The following is a 16,840-nucleotide window of genomic DNA, read 5'->3' as shown; positions in this document are numbered from 1 at the left end:
TTCAGGTATAAAATTCCGTTTTTAAGGTCGTTGAACTGGTTTTTATGGACTTTCGTCTTCACCCAGCCGTAGAAGGGAGTTAATCGCGTAACGGCCCGACTCACAATAAAATCGTACGCCGCCGCGGGTACCTGTTCCGCTCGTTTTTGCTCCGCCCGCAGATTGGTCAGCCCAGTGGCCTTGGACACTTCTTCTACGACGCGAATTTTCTTGCCAATACTGTCCACCAGATGAAACTGCGAGTCGGGGAACAGAATCGCCAGCGGAACACCCGGAAAACCGCCTCCCGTACCTACGTCCAGAATCTCGGTCATGGGTTTGAACGGCATTACCTTCGCGATACCCAGTGAATGCAGAATGTGCCGTTCGTAGAGGTTATCCACATCCTGCCGGGATACCACGTTGATCTGTTCGTTCCAGAACCGATACAGTTCTCCCAGCTGCCCAAATTGTTCTTCCTGCCGGGGCTTTAGGTCAGGGAATTATTTTTTTATGATTTCCATGAGATTGATAATCAGAATATAAATCGTAAAATGAGTCAGGGCCTAGCCTAAATCCGGTCTTCCACTCATTTCCAGGTAATTTTCTTCTTAAAAAAAGTAGATACAAAGCCCATTCCAAGCAAATACCACGCCAGCAGGACGTCCATAACTGGAATCATACTAGAGCTAAGCCGGCCTCCGAGCGTCTGGTTGGCTCGGCCCCAAATGTACCAGACTCCCAGCGTACGCAGGACAAAGATACCACCCGTCCAGGCCAGCATCTCGGAATTTCGTTCCCATAGGAAATAAACAAAAGTTCCCAGAAACAACACCCAGCAGGCCAGATGCGAGAAAGCCAGCAAACCCAGCAGCAACTGATCCCGTCGTTTATAATATCCGCCTACCGATACATGCCGCCGTTTCTGGTGAAACCACGCCGCCCAGCTTTGCTTAGGAATGGAGTAGGTAAAACTGTCGGGATGCAGGCACACGGCCGTGTTGGAAGCCGTGGCCGCTTTGTTGATAAAGAGATCATCGTCACCTCCCAGCACGTTCAGAAATCCGTTGAAGCCTTTATGCTTCAGAAAGAGCGATTTTCGGTATAATAGATTCCGGCCTACGCCCATGTACGGAAGTCCGGCCAGAGCGAAGGAAACGTATTGCAGGGCCGTGTAAAAGGTTTCAAACTGAATGAATGTATTGAGAAATCCCGGCTCTCGCTGATACGGCGAAAAACCCAGTACAATTTCTTTGTCTGGACTTAATTGCGAAACCATATATTGGATCCACTGCGGGGAAGCGGGACGGCAGTCGGCATCCGTTAGCAGAATGAGGTCGTGCGTAGCCGCCTGTATGCCCCGCGTGAGGGCGTATTTCTTGGAGGCAATATGAGCGGGCGTCTGGTCGATATGGATCACCCGCAGATGTTCGTAAGCATCACATTCGAGCTTTAGGAAAGGAAAGGTCCCATCGTCGGACTTGTCGTTGACAATAATGATCTCAAACGTTTCGTACCGCTGGGCATGCAGGATCGGAATCAGTTCCCGTAGATTTTCCAGTTCATTCCAGGCACAAACGACCACCGAAACGCCGGGCAGGCTTTCAGGGGTGGCATTTGGTACCGTATAAAAGGCCGTTTTCAAAAAAATCAGCAGATATAGCAACTGAATTCCGACGGCAATACCCAAAAGAATGAAAGCGATCACGGGAGGGTGTCTGTCAAAGCGGCCGCAAAAATAAGCGTTTCTTACGGAATTCGTAAGAAACTAGGGTGGCCCCCTGATTGTTAGTACCTTTGCATTTTTTTAGGAAGAAGCATATGCAGTTTGAAGTCATAAAACAGGATCAAAAGGCTCGGGCCGGAACGATCCAGACCGATCACGGTACAATTGAAACCCCGATTTTTATGCCCGTAGGAACGGTGGCCAGTGTGAAGGCGGTGCATCAACGGGAATTGAAGGAAGACATTAAGGCCCAGATCATTCTGGGAAATACGTACCACCTCTACCTGCGGCCGGGCTTGGAGGTACTAGAACAGGCGGGCGGTTTGCATAAATTTAACGGTTGGGATCGACCCATTCTGACGGATTCGGGTGGTTTTCAGGTCTACTCGCTGGCGGGTACGGGACGCAAGATTGACGAAGCAGGCGTGAAATTCAAATCGCACATCGACGGATCTACGCACGTCTTTACACCCGAAGGGGTCATGGACATTCAGCGGACCATCGGGGCCGACTTCGTGATGGCCTTTGACGAGTGCACCCCCTACCCCTGCGATTACGGGTACGCCCGCCGCTCGATGGAACTGACGCACCGCTGGCTGCAACGCTGCTGCGATCGCTTCGATACGACGGAGCCGAAATATGGGCATTCGCAGGCCCTGTTTCCCATTGTTCAGGGAAGTACGTATCCGGACTTACGGCGGCAATCGGCAGAGTTTATTGCTTCGCTGGGTCGGGAAGGAAATGCCATTGGTGGCCTTTCGGTGGGTGAACCCGCCGAGGATATGTACGAAATGACTGACCTGGTTTGCTCCATTCTGCCGCAGGATAAACCCCGCTACCTGATGGGCGTGGGTACGCCAGCCAACATCCTCGAAAGTATCGCTCTGGGTATTGATATGATGGACTGCGTACTCCCCACCCGCAACGCCCGGCACGGCATTTTGTACACGACGCAGGGAATTATCAACATTAAAAACGAGAAGTGGCGGAAGGATTTTAGTCCCATCGACGAAGAACTGGGTGGATACACCAGCACGTTTTATTCCAAAGCGTACCTGCGACATTTATTCAAATCCGACGAATTGCTGGGACCACAAATTGCGAGTGTGCATAATCTTACCTTTTATTTGTGGCTGGTGAAAGAAGCTCGCCAGCAAATCTTAAATGGTACGTATCTGCCCTGGAAAAACCAGATGGTAGAACAGGTCATGCGACGTTTGTAAGGGCGAATCTTTTCCCGAAACGAAACAGGAAGGATGCAATCATCGTATATCTGCTAACGTCTGCGTAGGGCGGCCTCCTTCCTGTAAAACGGTTGAGCAACGGAATTAACTTCTATTTTTGCGACGCCTGATGTTAACTTATCAACCTGGGAATTGTCAGCAATTCCATTAAAATGAGCTTATGAGAAGTATACGCTGTCTGTCTTTTGTCGTACTTGCGGGAATGCTAGCCGGGAACGCCGGAGCTCAAACCGACCCTTACCGTCCCAATGCATTATACGAAGGTCCAAATAAGCTGAATACGTGGTCCATAAGCGTACGCGGTGGATCGCCCCAGTTTTACGGAGACTTACGGGAGTACGATTTTTGGCCAGCTCCGCACCCGAAGGAATACCGCCCAGCCTCAGAACGGGGAGCCGTAGGTTTTGGATTGGATGTGAATAAACAGCTTTCGCACCTGTTCGGAGCCAGTTTGAAGCTTGATGCAGGTAATCTTCGCGGAGCCAAAAGCCGGATTTATAACTCGTATTTTCGGGCAGAGTACTTCCAGACGGCTTTAGTGGGAAACATCAACATGAAAAGCCTGCTGTTTGGTCCCCGCAAACTGAATCGCTGGAAGATCGACCTGCACGCTGGTTTTGGCGTACTCTGGTTCAAATCTACGGCTTACGAAATCGGAACGGGTCGCATCAAACGGATGTCGAATATTACGCAGGAAGTCGTCGATATGGATGGACCTAACGGACCTTACGCGGGTCTGGACGTGTCTCCCAAGAAACGCTCGAATGCGGTGGTATTCCCCGTTGGACTTGCCATTGCTTACGAACTTTCGCCCCGATTTGATATTGGTATCGATTTCGTCCTGAATAACGTCAATACGGAAAAGCTGGATGCTACCGTTGGTGGCGACAACACCAGTATGTACGACCGGGCGGGTAATCGCGGAAACATTCAGGATTACAAACGCGGAAATTCCGACCTGGATAAATTCGCTACGCCTTACCTGACGCTGACGTATAAGTTTGGAAAAAATGCGATCAAGGTAGGCCGTGACAAGGTTTGGGATTCGGCGAAAGGCACTTATAATCTGCGGTACACCGACCCTCGCCTGCTATATAAGCCGGAAAAAATTCTCAGCATGTCGGAAATCGATTCGATTGCTAAAGCCAACCGGCCCAAGGACATCGATCCTCGTTTGTTGATCGATTCGGATAATGACGGCGTATCCGATTACTTCGACAAACAACCCAATACGCCCGCGGGCAGTATCGTTTCCGGCTCAGGAGTTGCCATTGATTTCGAACAGATTGTTAATTCGCTAACGCCGGGTCAGGCCTGTCTGGAAATTTTCGCGAACGTGAATTTTGATTCCGACAAGAGCGTCATCCGACCCGAGTACAACGAAATGCTAACGCGTATTGTCGAACTGCTCAACCGGACCAACTGCCGTCTGCAACTGACGGGACACGCGGATCGTCGCTCTTCGGATCGTCATAACATTACCCTTTCGGAACGTCGGGTACAGGCCGTGAAAAACTACCTCATCAAAGCGGGGGTAGCGAATCCAAGCCGTATCCTTACCGAAGCGTATGGTGCCTTCAAACCGATTGGAGATAACACCACGAAACAAGGTCAGGAGAAAAACCGTCGGGTAGAACTACGATTCTTACCCTAAAAGTTATCCACATTGTAACTGTGGATAACTAAAAAAAGGAAGCCTTTCGGGCTTCCTTTTTTTGTGGATATCTACAAACGGTACTACTGAATAGTATCGAATCCGCAGTACGGAACCAATACCTCGGGAATGCGAATGCCTTCCGCAGACTGGTTATTTTCCAGCAAAGCAGCCAAGATACGTGGCAGAGCCAGAGCAGAGCCGTTCAGCGTATGCAACAATTGGGTTTTGCCGTCCACTTTGTACCGCAGTTTCAGGCGATTGGCCTGGTAGTTTTCGAAGTTAGAGACAGAGCTACATTCCAGCCAGCGTTGCTGAGCCGCAGACCATACCTCGAAATCGTACGTCAACGCAGAGGTAAAGCTCATATCACCGCCACACAGACGAATAATCCGGAAGGGTAAATTCAGCTTCTGTAACAAACCTTTCACGTGCTCCACCATTTCCTCCAGAGCCTGATAAGATTCTTCGGGCTTGCGAATCTGTACCAATTCCACTTTATCAAACTGATGCAGACGGTTCAGACCGCGTACGTGGGCTCCCCAGCTACCGGCTTCCCGACGGAAACAGGGCGTATAGGCCGTGTTTTTAACCGGAAGCTCCTGATCGGCTACGATGGTATCGCGGTAGATGTTCGTAATAGGTACTTCCGCCGTCGGAATCAGGTACAGATCATCGTCGCTGGCGTAGTACATCTGGCCTTCCTTATCGGGTAACTGTCCCGTCCCAAAGCCTGACTCCTTGTTGATCAGAATCGGCGGCTGAATCTCCAGGTATCCGGCGTCCGCGGCTTCGTTCAGGAAGAAGTTAATCATGGCCCGCTGCAAACGAGCAGCTTTACCTTTGTACACCGGGAAACCAGCTCCGGTGATTTTATTGCCCAGCTCGAAATCAATAATGTCGTACTTCTTGATCAGCTCCCAGTGGGGTTGGGCATCATCGGCCAGTACGGGTTTTTCTCCCCAGGTGTATACTTCCACGTTTTCTTCGGGCGTACGGCCTTCCGGAACGCTTTCGTGGGGTAAGTTGGGCAACTTGACCAGTTCATCCTGTAAGATGGATTCTGCCTGCCGCAGTTGTTCTTCCAGTTCTTTGGAACGGGTTTTCAACAGGGCCGTCTGGGCTTTCGCGGCCTCCGCTTCGTCTTTTTTGCCCTCTTTCATCAGGCCGCCAATTTGTTTGGCTAGAGCATTGGATTGGGCCAGCGTAGCGTCGAGATCGGCTTGCGTTTCGCGGCGTTTCTGATCCAGCGTAAGCAATAGATCGATGGCGGCTTCGGGCTCTTTGAAGTATTTTTTCTTTAATCCGGCAATCGTTACTTCTTTATTTTCCCGGATGAAGTTGAGTTGTAACATAATCAAGTCGGCACAAGGCCATTAAAATCGTTTGCAATGACGAACAAAAACAACGCGGATGACACTGAATCCACTAAACGAATCTACGTTTAGGTTCGGCGTCATCCGCGGTTGCTGCGTATCGCCTTAAGTAATCAGGGAGCCGTAAAAATACCCTTCATCGCGTCTTCGTAGTGGAAGAGACGCTCGTTTAGTACGTTCAAAGCCTCGTTTTTGTATTTACCATCCACCAGAATGGTAATGTTATGCTCGGAGCCACCGTACGAAATCATCCGGATTGGGATGTTTTTCATGGCTTCGAGTACTTTCAGGGCCACACCTTCTTTGTCGGCCGAGAAATTTCCGACGATGCAGATGATCGTCTGGTTGTAATCGTGGTCTTCCAGATCGGCAAACTGCTTCAGTTCAGCCGTGATTTTCTCCAGGTTTTCCGGATTATCAATGGTAACCGAGACGGATACTTCCGAAGTAGTTATCATATCCACAGGTGTTTTGTACTTTTCAAACACCTCGAATACGCGACGCAAAAAGCCATAGGCGTTCAGCATACGCGTCGAATGGATATAAATGGCTGTAATGCCATCTTTGGCGGCAATAGCCTTGATTTCCCGCTCGCTCGACTTCGTCGCAATCAGCGTACCGAAGGCGGCTGGCTCCATCGTATTCTTCAAGCGTACCGGTACGCCGCGTAATTTGGCGGGCGTGATGGTACTGGGATGGAGGATTTTGGCACCGAAATAAGCCAGTTCGGCGGCTTCTTCGAAGGTCAATTCCCGAATCGGGAACGTCTTCTTCACAATCCGGGGATCGTTGTTGTGCATGCCATCAATGTCCGTCCAAATCTGAATTTCATCCGCCCGGATGGCTCCACCAATCAGGGACGCCGTATAATCCGAGCCACCGCGTTTGAGGTTATCGATTTCACCGCGAGGGTTCCGGCAGATAAAACCCTGGGTAATGATGAGCTGCTTATCGGGATGCTGGTCGAGCATTTGACCCAGAGCTTCTTCCGTATGCGAAAGTACGGGCTCGTTATCGGCATCAATCAGCATGAAATCCAGAGCCGGGAAGAGTACTGAGCTTTCTCCCTGCTCCTGCAAATAGGCTTCGAACATCTGCGTCGAAAGAATTTCTCCCTCGGCCACGAGTTCTTTTTCCTGCTTGAGCGTAAAGGGACGAATCGACGTCACCGACTGGATAAACGAAAATTCTTTTTCCACAATCGCCTGACCGTTGGCTAAGCCTTCGGGCGTCTGGTAGAGTTCCTGAATGAAGGCGTCGTAATGAGCCCGCAGTTCGGCGATTTTCTGGGCCAGTTCTTCGTCGTTACCTACTTTGGCCAGTTCTCCCATCGCAAGCAGGGCATTGGTCGAGCCAGATAAAGCGGAGAGAACAACAATTTTTTTGCCGTTGTCGGCTGTAATCAGGTTTCGAATCGAGTGCATCCGTTCGGGTTTCCCGACGGAAGTACCACCAAATTTCCAGACTTGCATGAGGTACGTATAGTTAAAAAAGGTTTTGTTGTAAAGTTTGAACTGGGGTTTAAGGTTTACGTGGTTTTGAGGTAGTTTAACGTTTGAAAGGGTTTCAATCATTTGAGGGGTTTCAAACCCTTGTCAAACGTTAAACCTTCAATCAAACCTTTCAAACCTGAAACCTTCAAACCAGCCTAAAAGGAAACGCCCAGCATTTTAATGGCCGTAATAGCAGCTTCGTCGCCTTTGTTGCCGTGTACGCCACCCGCCCGGTCCAAGGCCTGCTGTTGATTGTTGGGCGTTAACACACCAAAGATGACGGGTTTGTTGTATTGAATACTTACGTTGGTAAGTCCCTGAGCGACGGCGTGATTGATGTAGTCGTTATGTTTCGTTTCACCCTGAATCACACAACCCAGACAGATTACGGCATCAATGTGCGAGGCCTGAGCCGCCAAAGCCGCTCCAAAACTGAGTTCGTAGCTGCCGGGTACGGTGCGTACGTGGATGAACTCTTCGTTGGCTCCGTAATTGACCAGCGTCTGGTAGGCTCCGGTGAAGAGAGCATTGGTAACTTCACTGTTCCATTCGGCCACCAGAATGGCAAAATGTTTTTCGCTAATATCGGGCAGGTTTTCAGTTGAGAAAACGCTCAGGTTTTTAAGTTCAGAAGCCATTTGTCACAGATAGAGAAAGTGATACACTAACGATAGACAACAAAAAAGGGATGCGACCATATGGCCTCATCCCTTTCATTTTTAGTGCGATATCGCCCCAAATTACTCGGAAGCCGGCCCTTCTAAGATGGCCTTGTATTTCTTCGCAGTTACATACTCAGCCGATTGAGGGTAGTTCTCAATAATCTTCGAGTACGAATCGATGGCTTCCTTGTTCTGATTGGCTACTTCATAGGCCGTAGCCAGTTTCAACAGGTACGTTGGGGTAAAAAATTTGTTGGGCTTGTAATCAGCCGCTTTTTTGTAGTAATCAATGGCGTTTGACGCGTCCTTTTTCTCCAGATACGCATCGCCAATGAGTGCATACGCCCGAGCCTGAATCAGGAGGTCGCTGCTGCTAAAGTCTTTCAATTGCTCAATGGCCTGGTCGTACTTGCCTTGTTTCAGCAGAGCTACACCGGCGTAAAAACTCGCCAGTTTACCAGCTTTCGTAGAGCCGTATTCATCCGCAATGGCCGTCAGTCCCTCTACACCAGGACCGCCTTTCAATGCTTTATTCAGAGAATCTGCTTCAAATTCATTGACTGCCGGATACAGAACGGCAGAGGCTTCTGCGTTTTGTGTATCCTGCCAATACTGATAGCCAAAAAATAGTCCGACTGCTGCAATGGCTGCAGCAATGATGCCGTACACTACTTTCTGATTTTTATCAAAAAAAGACTGGGCTTTTCCGAACTCGCCCGCTAGTCCTTCGGGGCTTTCCAGGAACTCCAAGCCACTGTTTTTCTTTGCCATTGTTAGGTGCTATTGAAATTGGAACGCAAAAGTAAGCAACCCAGAGGATAGCTCAAACGATTACGCCTAAAGATTTAGGCGTATCTGCAAAATAGTTCCAACCAGATGTAACAGTTTAGCGTTTAGTACTTTCTACGCTAGTATTGCCATAAGCCGGGCAATTGTTCTTACGAGCACACGAGGCCAGCGATACAAGGGTTAAAAGAACCAGCAGGTAGGCGGATTTTTTCATGGAATTGGATGCGGATAAATACGTTTGTGAATGCTTAAACCTCAGCAAGTTACAAATTATCTTGAATAAATACGGCAGGAATCGTTTCCGGGTTTCCTGCCGTATCATTTTCCTATTTTTCCTGTTGCTCGACTAGTTCCGGGTTTTCCTGGGCCCGAGCCTGCATTTCAGCGGATTCGGCAATGCCTTCCTTCGGCTTCAAGCCATAGCCCAAAATCTGTAGCATACTTTCGTGCGTTTGTTGGGGAGCAAACAAACGGCTGGTAATATTGCCATCTTCATCCAGATCTACAATGACGTGCTTAGGTGCTGGAATCAGGCAGTGCTGAATCCCGCCGTAGCCGCCCAATGATTCCTGGTACGCTCCGGTATGGAAAAAGCCGATGTACTGATCTTCTTTGTCAATATCGAAACTAGGTACGTACAAGTCTTCCGAATGAGCTTCGGTGTTATAGAAATCCTGCGAGTCGCAGGTTAGTCCACCGAGGTTCACTTTCTCGTAGGGCGAATCCCAGTTATTCACCGGCAGCATGATGTACTTCTGACCAATGCCCCATGAATCAGGTAGTTGCGTAATGAAACTGCCGTCAATCATGTACCAGAGCTCACGGTCGTTTTGCTGTTTTTTATCGATGACCTTGTAAATCACCGCACCACTTTCCCCAACCGTATAGCTACCAAATTCAGTGAGAATATTCGGAACCGGTACGTTATTTTTGTTACAGATCCACTGAATATTTTCAATGATTTCATCGATCATGGCCTGGTAATCGTACTTAAAGAATACCGAGGTTTGAATGGGTAATCCACCGCCAATATCGATCGAATCCAGGTCGGGACATACCTTTTTCATCTCGCAGTATTTGAACATAAAGCGAGTCAATTCCGACCAGTAATAGGCGTTATCCTTAATACCGGAATTGATGAAAAAGTGAAGCATTTTCAGCTTCAGTTTCGGATTGGGCTGGATTTTGTTTTTGTACAAATCCATGATATCCGAATACCGGATTCCCAAACGTGAGGTATAAAACGAGAAATTGGGTTCTTCATCGGTCGCAATCCGAATGGCCAGATTTACGGCCTCGGTGTGCGTATTTTCGATGTAGTAATCAATTTCTTTCAGGTTATCGAGTACGGGAATACAGTTGAACCCATCGTTGATGAGATTCGTGATGTATTTTTGGTACTGCGGAAGTTTATAACCGTTACAGATGATGAACGTATTTTTCGTCAGCTTCTCCTGCCGGTACAGTTCCCGAATAATGGCGATGTCGTACGCGGAAGAAGTTTCTAAGTGACAGTTATTACTCAGCACTTCTTCCAGAATGAAATGGAAGTGCGAAGATTTCGTACAATAACAATACGTATAGCTGCCCTTATAATTGAATTTCTTCATGGCGTTCCGAAACAGCAACCGGGCGTGCTCGATATGCTCTTCGATTTTAGGCAGGTACGTAAGTTTGAGCGGCGTACCGTACTGACGAATAATATCCATCAGCGGGACATTATTGAAGAGTAGCGTGTTCTTCTCGTCCACACCGAATTCCCGGGTTGGGAATTCAAAGGTTTGCTCAATAAGATCAATGTAGTTTTTCATCCTTTGGGACGGAAATACATTTTAAAAGGTGAATTATATCGATAAACTTGAACTCACGCGGCTTTAAAGACTTACGCCTGCAAAGACCGATTGAAAACAAGCGTGCGAAATTGCACGGAAATTATAACCTTTGCAACCGAAAAACCGTCGCAATAATTGCAGGTTCGGTCATTTTTTTTGTCCGTGGCCCCAAGATTGGCCTTTCAACGAGAAGAGCCAGGAAAGTAAAATTTTAAAAGCTGATTTTGAATGACTTTATCCAGTGAAATAACCCCGTCTCAACGCATTCACTTTATTGCGATCGGTGGAGCAGCCATGCACAACCTGGCTCTCGTATTGCATCAGAAAGGAATCCTCGTAACGGGATCGGACGATGAAATTTATGAACCGGCCCAATCGCGTCTGCAACAGGCGGGCCTTTTACCGGATCAGATGGGATGGTTTCCCGAAAAAATTACGCCAGAACTGGATGCCGTTATTCTCGGCATGCACGCCCGGGCCGACAATCCGGAGTTACTGAAGGCTCAGGAACTGGGCATTCGGGTCTACTCCTACCCGGAGTTTGTGTATCAGCAAAGCCTGAATAAACAACGGGTGGTCATTGCGGGTAGTCACGGAAAAACGACGACTACGGCCATTATTCTGCACGTACTGAAGTTTTTCAACCGGAAGTTCGATTATCTGGTAGGAGCCCGGGTGGCGGGTTTTGATACCATGGTTAAACTTTCCGACGACGCTCCGGTGATCGTGATTGAAGGCGATGAGTATTTCTCTTCGCCGATCGATCGTCAGCCGAAATTCCTGCATTATCATCCCCACATTACCCTGATTTCGGGCATTGCCTGGGACCATATCAATGTGTACCCAGAATTTGAGGAATACGTTCGTCAGTTTGAACTGCTGGCCGAAGATTCACCCAAAGGTGGTATGCTTATCTACGATGATACGGATGATGTGATATCAGTAATTTGTAAGAAAGAACGACCTGACGTACAGCCCGTTGGCTATGGCGAACATCCCCACGTGATTCGTGACGGGTTAACGTACCTGCTTAAGCCCAATGGTGAGGAAGTGCCCCTGAAAATCTTCGGTGGGCATAACATGAAAAACTTGAACGGAGCCCGAATCGTCCTGGAGAAACTGGGCGTGGAAGATTTCATGTTTTACGAAGCCATCCAGTCATTCTCGGGTGCTGCCAATCGGCTGGAACGGGTGGGTGAAAATGATCATACGGTCATTTTCCGGGATTTCGCCCACGCTCCTTCCAAATTGGAAGCCACGTCTACAGCGGTGAAAAGCCAGTTTCCCGAACGCAAACTGGTGGCGGTTGTGGAATTACATACATTCAGTAGTTTAAATAAGTACTTTTTGCCGCAGTACAAAGGCAAGTTCAATACGCCGGATGTGGCCGCCGTGTACTACAGTCCGCATACCATTGAACACAAAAAACTGACGCCGATTTCACCCGAAGATATTATTGAAGCTTTCGGAAATCCAGCTCTGCAGGTGTTTACGGACAATCAGGCCTTGAAAGAATTTTTGCTAAGTCAGCAGTGGGACGAAGCAAATTTGCTGCTGATGTCATCTGGTACCTTCGATGGGTTAAATATTCCCGAACTGGTAAAAGAGGTGCTGGGATAAATTTTTAGCGAAATTTTTACGTTTGTAAAGCGGACGCCAAATGACGTCCGCTTTTTTATGCGACTGGCTATGAGAAGGTTACTGATATTATGCGTACTTTTGTGCCTCGTTTTTCAAAATCAGGCTAAAACTACTCGTCTGGCCTCGGGGATTCGGGGACAGGTAATCTGGAAATCCGGTAACCAAATGCCCTCGCCCGACCGACCGGCATCGGTGGTAAAGGGCGTAAAGCGGGAAGTCTGGATTTATCAGCTGACGAATCAGAACCAGACTGAACAGCAGGAAGGTTTTTACCGAAACATCCGAACCAAACGGGTAAAGAAAGTAGTTACCGATGCCAGCGGTCGCTTTAAAGTCAAGCTTGCCCCGGGCCGCTACTCGCTCTTTACCAAGGAGCCGCAGGGCTTATGGGCGAACCTTATGGATGGACAGGGAAATATTTTTCCAGTAACCGTTCGAAAAGGGAAATACGAAGAGATTCAATTTGAAATCAATTACGCAGCCGTTTTTTAGAGTTCAGAAGCAAGAAACCGGAGACAGAAGATGGCGGCCTTCGTTCTGGTTTCCGGTTTTAAAGACTTGTTTCCATTCGCATGAAAACCAAGACATTACGAAAGAATAAAGTAAACATCGTTACGCTGGGCTGTTCCAAGAACCTGGTCGATTCCGAAAACCTGTTCACGCAACTCAAGGGTAATGGCTACGCAGTAGCTCACGAATCCGAGCGGGACGATTCCCAGATTGTGGTGATCAATACCTGCGGCTTCATCGACAATGCCAAGCAGGAATCCATCGATACCATTCTTCGCTACGTAGACGCCAAGGCCGAGGGTATGGTGGAGAAAGTGTACGTAACGGGCTGTCTGTCGCAACGGTACAAGGACGAGCTGGAAGTCGAAATTCCGGAAGTAGACGCTTGGTTTGGCAGTAATGAAATGCCCCGCCTGCTCAAGACGCTGAAGGCCGACTACAAGCACGAACTCGTGGGCGAACGCTTACTGACTACGCCCGCTCATTACGCCTACCTGAAAATTGCGGAAGGTTGCGACCGTCCCTGTAGCTTCTGTGCCATTCCGCTGATGCGGGGCAATCACGTTTCCCGTACAATTGAAGATCTGGAAACCGAAGTCAAGTCATTGGCTCGCCGGGGTACTAAAGAGCTGATTTTGCTGGCTCAGGACCTGACGTATTACGGACTGGATATTTATAAAAAGAGGAATTTGGCCGAGCTGATCGACCGTCTTTCGGACGTCGAAGGAATCGACTGGATTCGTTTACAATATGCGTACCCCTCCGGTTTCCCGATGGACGTGCTCGACGTCATGAACGCCAAGCCTAACATCTGCAAATACCTGGATATGCCCCTGCAAACGGGCTCGACGGAATTGTTGAAACTGATGCGGCGGGGCATTACGCGGGAAAAAACCGAAGAACTTATCCATACCATTCGCGATAAAGTGCCCGGCATTGCCTTGCGTACCACGCTGATTGTGGGTCACCCCGGGGAGACGGAAGAATTGTTCGAGGAAACGTACCGCTTTGTGGAAAACACACGTTTCGATCGTCTGGGGGTATTCCAGTACTCACACGAAGATCAGACGCACTCGGCAACGATGGAAGACAGCGTGCCGGCGGAAGAAAAGCAGCAACGGGCCGATGACATCATGGAATTACAACAGGGCATTTCCCTGGAGTTGAACCAAGCTAAAATTGGTCAGATCTATAAAGTACTGTTTGATCGGAAAGAAGGCGGCTATTTTATTGGCCGTACTGAATTCGATTCTCCCGAAGTAGACAACGAAGTACTCGTCGCCGCTAACCAGTACGTACGTCAGGGCGATTTTGCTCAGGTACGCATTACGTCAGCGGAAGAATTTGATCTTTACGGGGAGTTGGTGTAAGGTTTGAAGGGTGTTTAAGGTTTGAGTGGGTTTCAAGTTTAAAAGGGTTTGAATGGGTTTGATGACACCTGTTCAAACCTTTGCTTTTTTGATACGATGGAGGATTAGTTTAAAGTTTGAGGGAGTTTGAAGCTTTTCAGACCATCAAACCTGAAACATCTGCTCCCCTGAAACTAAACTTTCACCGCCTTTTGAACTAAGCCGTTGGCGAACGAGTTTGTTTGCCAGTCCCGTTTTACGAACTTCGGGCTCCAAATCCCGGTATTATGCAGGTTAGCTGTATTCCTTTAGCCCATACGCGGCAGTTTTCTTCGTTATTTCAAGCGTTTATTTCCGGTCAGGAAAATTTAAAACCTCTTTACGGTGAATTTCCTGATTTAGAAGGATTTAGAAAGCAGATTGAGCAAAAGAAGTTCGATGCACAGAAGCGGCAGACGCTGGTCTCGGTACTCGAAAAACAATACGCCGAACTCGATTCCAAGCCTGATTTTCGGGTATTACTGGATGAAAAGACCTTCACCGTAACCTCGGGTCACCAGCTCAATCTCTTCACGGGACCGCTATACGTAATTTTCAAGTTAGTAACAGCCATCAACCTGGCCCGGCGACTAAAACAGGAATTTCCGGAGTATACGTTTGTGCCCGTATACTGGATGGCCACGGAAGATCACGATTTTGAGGAAATCAATCATTTCCGGCTTTCGGGGAAAACCCATACCTGGCATACGCAGCAAAAAGGAGCCGTAGGCCGGATGAATCCGAAGGAACTGGCGACCCTGTTCAAAGAAATTCCCGAACGACTGCCCCTCTTTGAGCAGGCATACCTCCAGCATAACACCCTGGCTGACGCGGTTCGTTATTACATCCACGAATTACTGGGACCCGAAGGCTTAATCTGTATTGATGCCGATGATCGGGCACTAAAGGCCGAATTCCGTCCCGTAATCGAAGACGATCTCTTTAATCATACGGCGTTTAAACTTGTTGAGGAAGCTTCCGAAAAACTGGAAGCTCTGGGCTATAAGCAACAGGTCACCCCCCGCGAAATCAACTTCTTTTATCTGAACGAAGGCATTCGCGAGCGTCTGGTGCCGGATGAAAACGGGGTTCGGGTGAATGATACACGAATGACTTTTGAGCGGGATGAAATCCAGCAATTATTAGATCAGTCGCCGGAACTATTCAGTCCGAACGTTATTCTGCGGCCCGTATATCAGGAGGTGATTTTACCCAATTTGGCGTACCTCGGTGGACCGGGCGAGCTGGCGTACTGGTTGCAACTCAAGCCCGTATTTGATCATTACCAGATTCCCTACCCCATCCTGATGCCGCGTAATTTTGCCATGATTATTAGTCAGGCTACGCAGCGGCGGATACAAAACCTAGGCCTGACGCCGGAAGGACTCTTCGAAGATGAAGCAACGTTACGCCGGCAGTACGTAGAAAGACACGCGGCTTACTCCCTGGATATTCAGCCTGATCTTCAACAGATGCTGGATGCTCTGGAAGCAATGCGAACGAAAGCCGTACAAGTCAATCCGACGCTGGATGGGCACATCAAAGCGGAAGCTCAGAAGCTCAGAAACTGGGCCGAACGGTTAGACCGCCGATTGGTTGCCTCAGAGGCTCAGAAGCAGGAAACGGGGGTGCGGCATTTGAGTGAATTGAAAGCGTACTTGTTTCCCGGTGGCGGCTTGCAGGAACGTACGGATAACTTCCTGAATTTTTACCTAGCCAATCCGGCATTTATCAGCCAGCTACTGGATATATTCGATCCGTTCTGTTACGAGTTTTATATGCTTACGGAGGCATAGGCAAGGCTAGTGAAAAAACCGCTGATCTGAGTCAAATCGGATCAGCGGTTTTCTTTTATAAACGTTGCGTTAAACTTATCTCAAGTTTATTTCTGTGGATAATACGTATTGATTAAAAAATAGTAGGGGTTCAGCAAATGGTGCACAAATACATTCTTGCCATCTTCGGGAAAGCGTTTTCGGTACGCATCATTCGGTTGGAGGATGATGGGTGAACCCGCCCGCATATAATTGTTCACGGAGGCATAGGCAGGTTGCGGCAGGTTGGGTTTGTACTTTTTCACCTGTAAATACACCATTTTCCCGAGGGTTTTCCGGAAACGCTTTTCGGCGGTACGCGTGGCCCGGTCCATCCGGTTATAAATGCGTCTCGCGAAAATTCGGATTAGAAAAGGCTGTTTTTTGAGGGCCGGTTTAACGTCTTTAAACGGATTGACCGGATTAAAATCCCGGAGCGTCTGAATCGAAAAGGGCGTTTCGGGTACCCAGTCAGCGGCGTTTAAAACCGTATGACTCCAGCCATCCCGCGTGAGAAACTCATAATCATAGGCATAATACAGATTACCTGGTTTGGGAGCGGCACTACAGTACGTTTTGAAGACCAGATCACCGGGAAGCTCCTGGCGTCGCACCAGGTCGGCGAGGTATGAACGGGTCAGGTACGCCAGTGCACCACCCTGACTATGCCCCATAATCAGAAATTCGCGAGTGCCTTTGCCGTAAAGTTCCCGTACCTTTTCCACGATGGTC

At 48.6% G+C, this 16,840-nt stretch carries 14 protein-coding genes; 6 read left to right on the top strand and 8 right to left on the bottom strand.

Translation table 11 applies throughout. From position 1 onward, the window contains the following. Together rsmG and ACOJTG_RS18530 are read right to left on the bottom strand one after the other, a co-directional pair. The coding region (gene rsmG, locus ACOJTG_RS18535) for a 16S rRNA (guanine(527)-N(7))-methyltransferase RsmG (RefSeq protein WP_420155182.1) at positions 1–440 on the bottom strand (440 nt) is incomplete at its 3' end. Between the two features lie 128 nt (positions 441–568). After that, positions 569–1,687, bottom strand: a complete 1,119-nt coding sequence (locus ACOJTG_RS18530) for a glycosyltransferase (protein WP_420155181.1) — start codon at positions 1,685–1,687, stop codon at positions 569–571. Between the two features lie 113 nt (positions 1,688–1,800). Between ACOJTG_RS18530 and tgt the strand changes: the two genes are divergently transcribed. Both tgt and ACOJTG_RS18520 read left to right on the top strand, forming a co-directional pair. After that, complete coding sequence (tgt, locus tag ACOJTG_RS18525; RefSeq protein ID WP_420155180.1) at positions 1,801–2,928, top strand: tRNA guanosine(34) transglycosylase Tgt; 1,128 nt, start codon at positions 1,801–1,803, stop codon at positions 2,926–2,928. A 181-nt stretch (positions 2,929–3,109) separates the two neighbouring features. Next, the gene (locus ACOJTG_RS18520) at positions 3,110–4,603 is read left to right on the top strand and encodes an OmpA family protein (protein ID WP_420155179.1); all 1,494 of its coding nucleotides are present in this window, start codon (positions 3,110–3,112) and stop codon (positions 4,601–4,603) included. 83 nt (positions 4,604–4,686) lie between these two features. Here the strand turns inward: ACOJTG_RS18520 and serS are convergent, their stop codons facing one another. The 5 genes from serS to ACOJTG_RS18495 form a co-directional block, all read right to left on the bottom strand. Next, positions 4,687–5,958 carry a serine--tRNA ligase gene (serS, locus tag ACOJTG_RS18515; RefSeq protein WP_420155178.1) on the bottom strand — a complete coding sequence of 424 codons (1,272 nt, stop codon included), beginning with the start codon at positions 5,956–5,958 and terminating at the stop codon, positions 4,687–4,689. Positions 5,959–6,092: 134 nt separating this feature from the next. Further along, positions 6,093–7,451, bottom strand: a complete 1,359-nt coding sequence (locus ACOJTG_RS18510; RefSeq protein WP_102201429.1) for an aspartate kinase — start codon at positions 7,449–7,451, stop codon at positions 6,093–6,095. Between the two features lie 176 nt (positions 7,452–7,627). Beyond that, the gene (ribH, locus tag ACOJTG_RS18505; RefSeq protein WP_094811147.1) at positions 7,628–8,110 is read right to left on the bottom strand and encodes a 6,7-dimethyl-8-ribityllumazine synthase; all 483 of its coding nucleotides are present in this window, start codon (positions 8,108–8,110) and stop codon (positions 7,628–7,630) included. Positions 8,111–8,212: 102 nt separating this feature from the next. Then, on the bottom strand, positions 8,213–8,905 hold the full coding sequence (locus tag ACOJTG_RS18500) for a tetratricopeptide repeat protein (protein WP_420155177.1): 693 nt from the start codon (positions 8,903–8,905) through the stop codon (positions 8,213–8,215). A gap of 344 nt (positions 8,906–9,249) precedes the next feature. Next, on the bottom strand, positions 9,250–10,734 hold the full coding sequence (locus ACOJTG_RS18495; protein WP_094811151.1) for an arginine decarboxylase: 1,485 nt from the start codon (positions 10,732–10,734) through the stop codon (positions 9,250–9,252). A 249-nt stretch (positions 10,735–10,983) separates the two neighbouring features. Here ACOJTG_RS18495 and ACOJTG_RS18490 point away from each other — a divergent pair, with 249 nt between their 5' ends. From ACOJTG_RS18490 to bshC, 4 genes are all read left to right on the top strand, one after another. Further along, entirely contained in the window at positions 10,984–12,375 is a 1,392-nt protein-coding gene (locus ACOJTG_RS18490) for a UDP-N-acetylmuramate--L-alanine ligase (protein ID WP_420155176.1), read from the top strand. A 99-nt stretch (positions 12,376–12,474) separates the two neighbouring features. Beyond that, positions 12,475–12,888: a carboxypeptidase regulatory-like domain-containing protein gene (locus ACOJTG_RS18485; RefSeq protein WP_420155175.1), complete on the top strand. Its 414-nt coding sequence runs from the start codon at positions 12,475–12,477 to the stop codon at positions 12,886–12,888. Positions 12,889–12,968: 80 nt separating this feature from the next. Next, on the top strand, positions 12,969–14,276 hold the full coding sequence (gene rimO, locus ACOJTG_RS18480) for a 30S ribosomal protein S12 methylthiotransferase RimO (protein WP_094811154.1): 1,308 nt from the start codon (positions 12,969–12,971) through the stop codon (positions 14,274–14,276). Positions 14,277–14,542: 266 nt separating this feature from the next. After that, complete coding sequence (bshC, locus tag ACOJTG_RS18475) at positions 14,543–16,090, top strand: bacillithiol biosynthesis cysteine-adding enzyme BshC (protein ID WP_420155174.1); 1,548 nt, start codon at positions 14,543–14,545, stop codon at positions 16,088–16,090. Positions 16,091–16,176: 86 nt separating this feature from the next. Here bshC and ACOJTG_RS18470 read toward each other — a convergent pair. Beyond that, the coding region (locus tag ACOJTG_RS18470) for a lipase family protein (RefSeq protein WP_420155173.1) at positions 16,177–16,840 on the bottom strand (664 nt) is incomplete at its 5' end.

This window comes from Siphonobacter sp. (assembly GCF_048595215.1).
Lineage (GTDB): Bacteria > Bacteroidota > Bacteroidia > Cytophagales > Spirosomataceae > Siphonobacter.
Note: the sequence above shows the minus strand (reverse complement) of the source record. Positions and strands in the feature narration are given on the sequence as shown.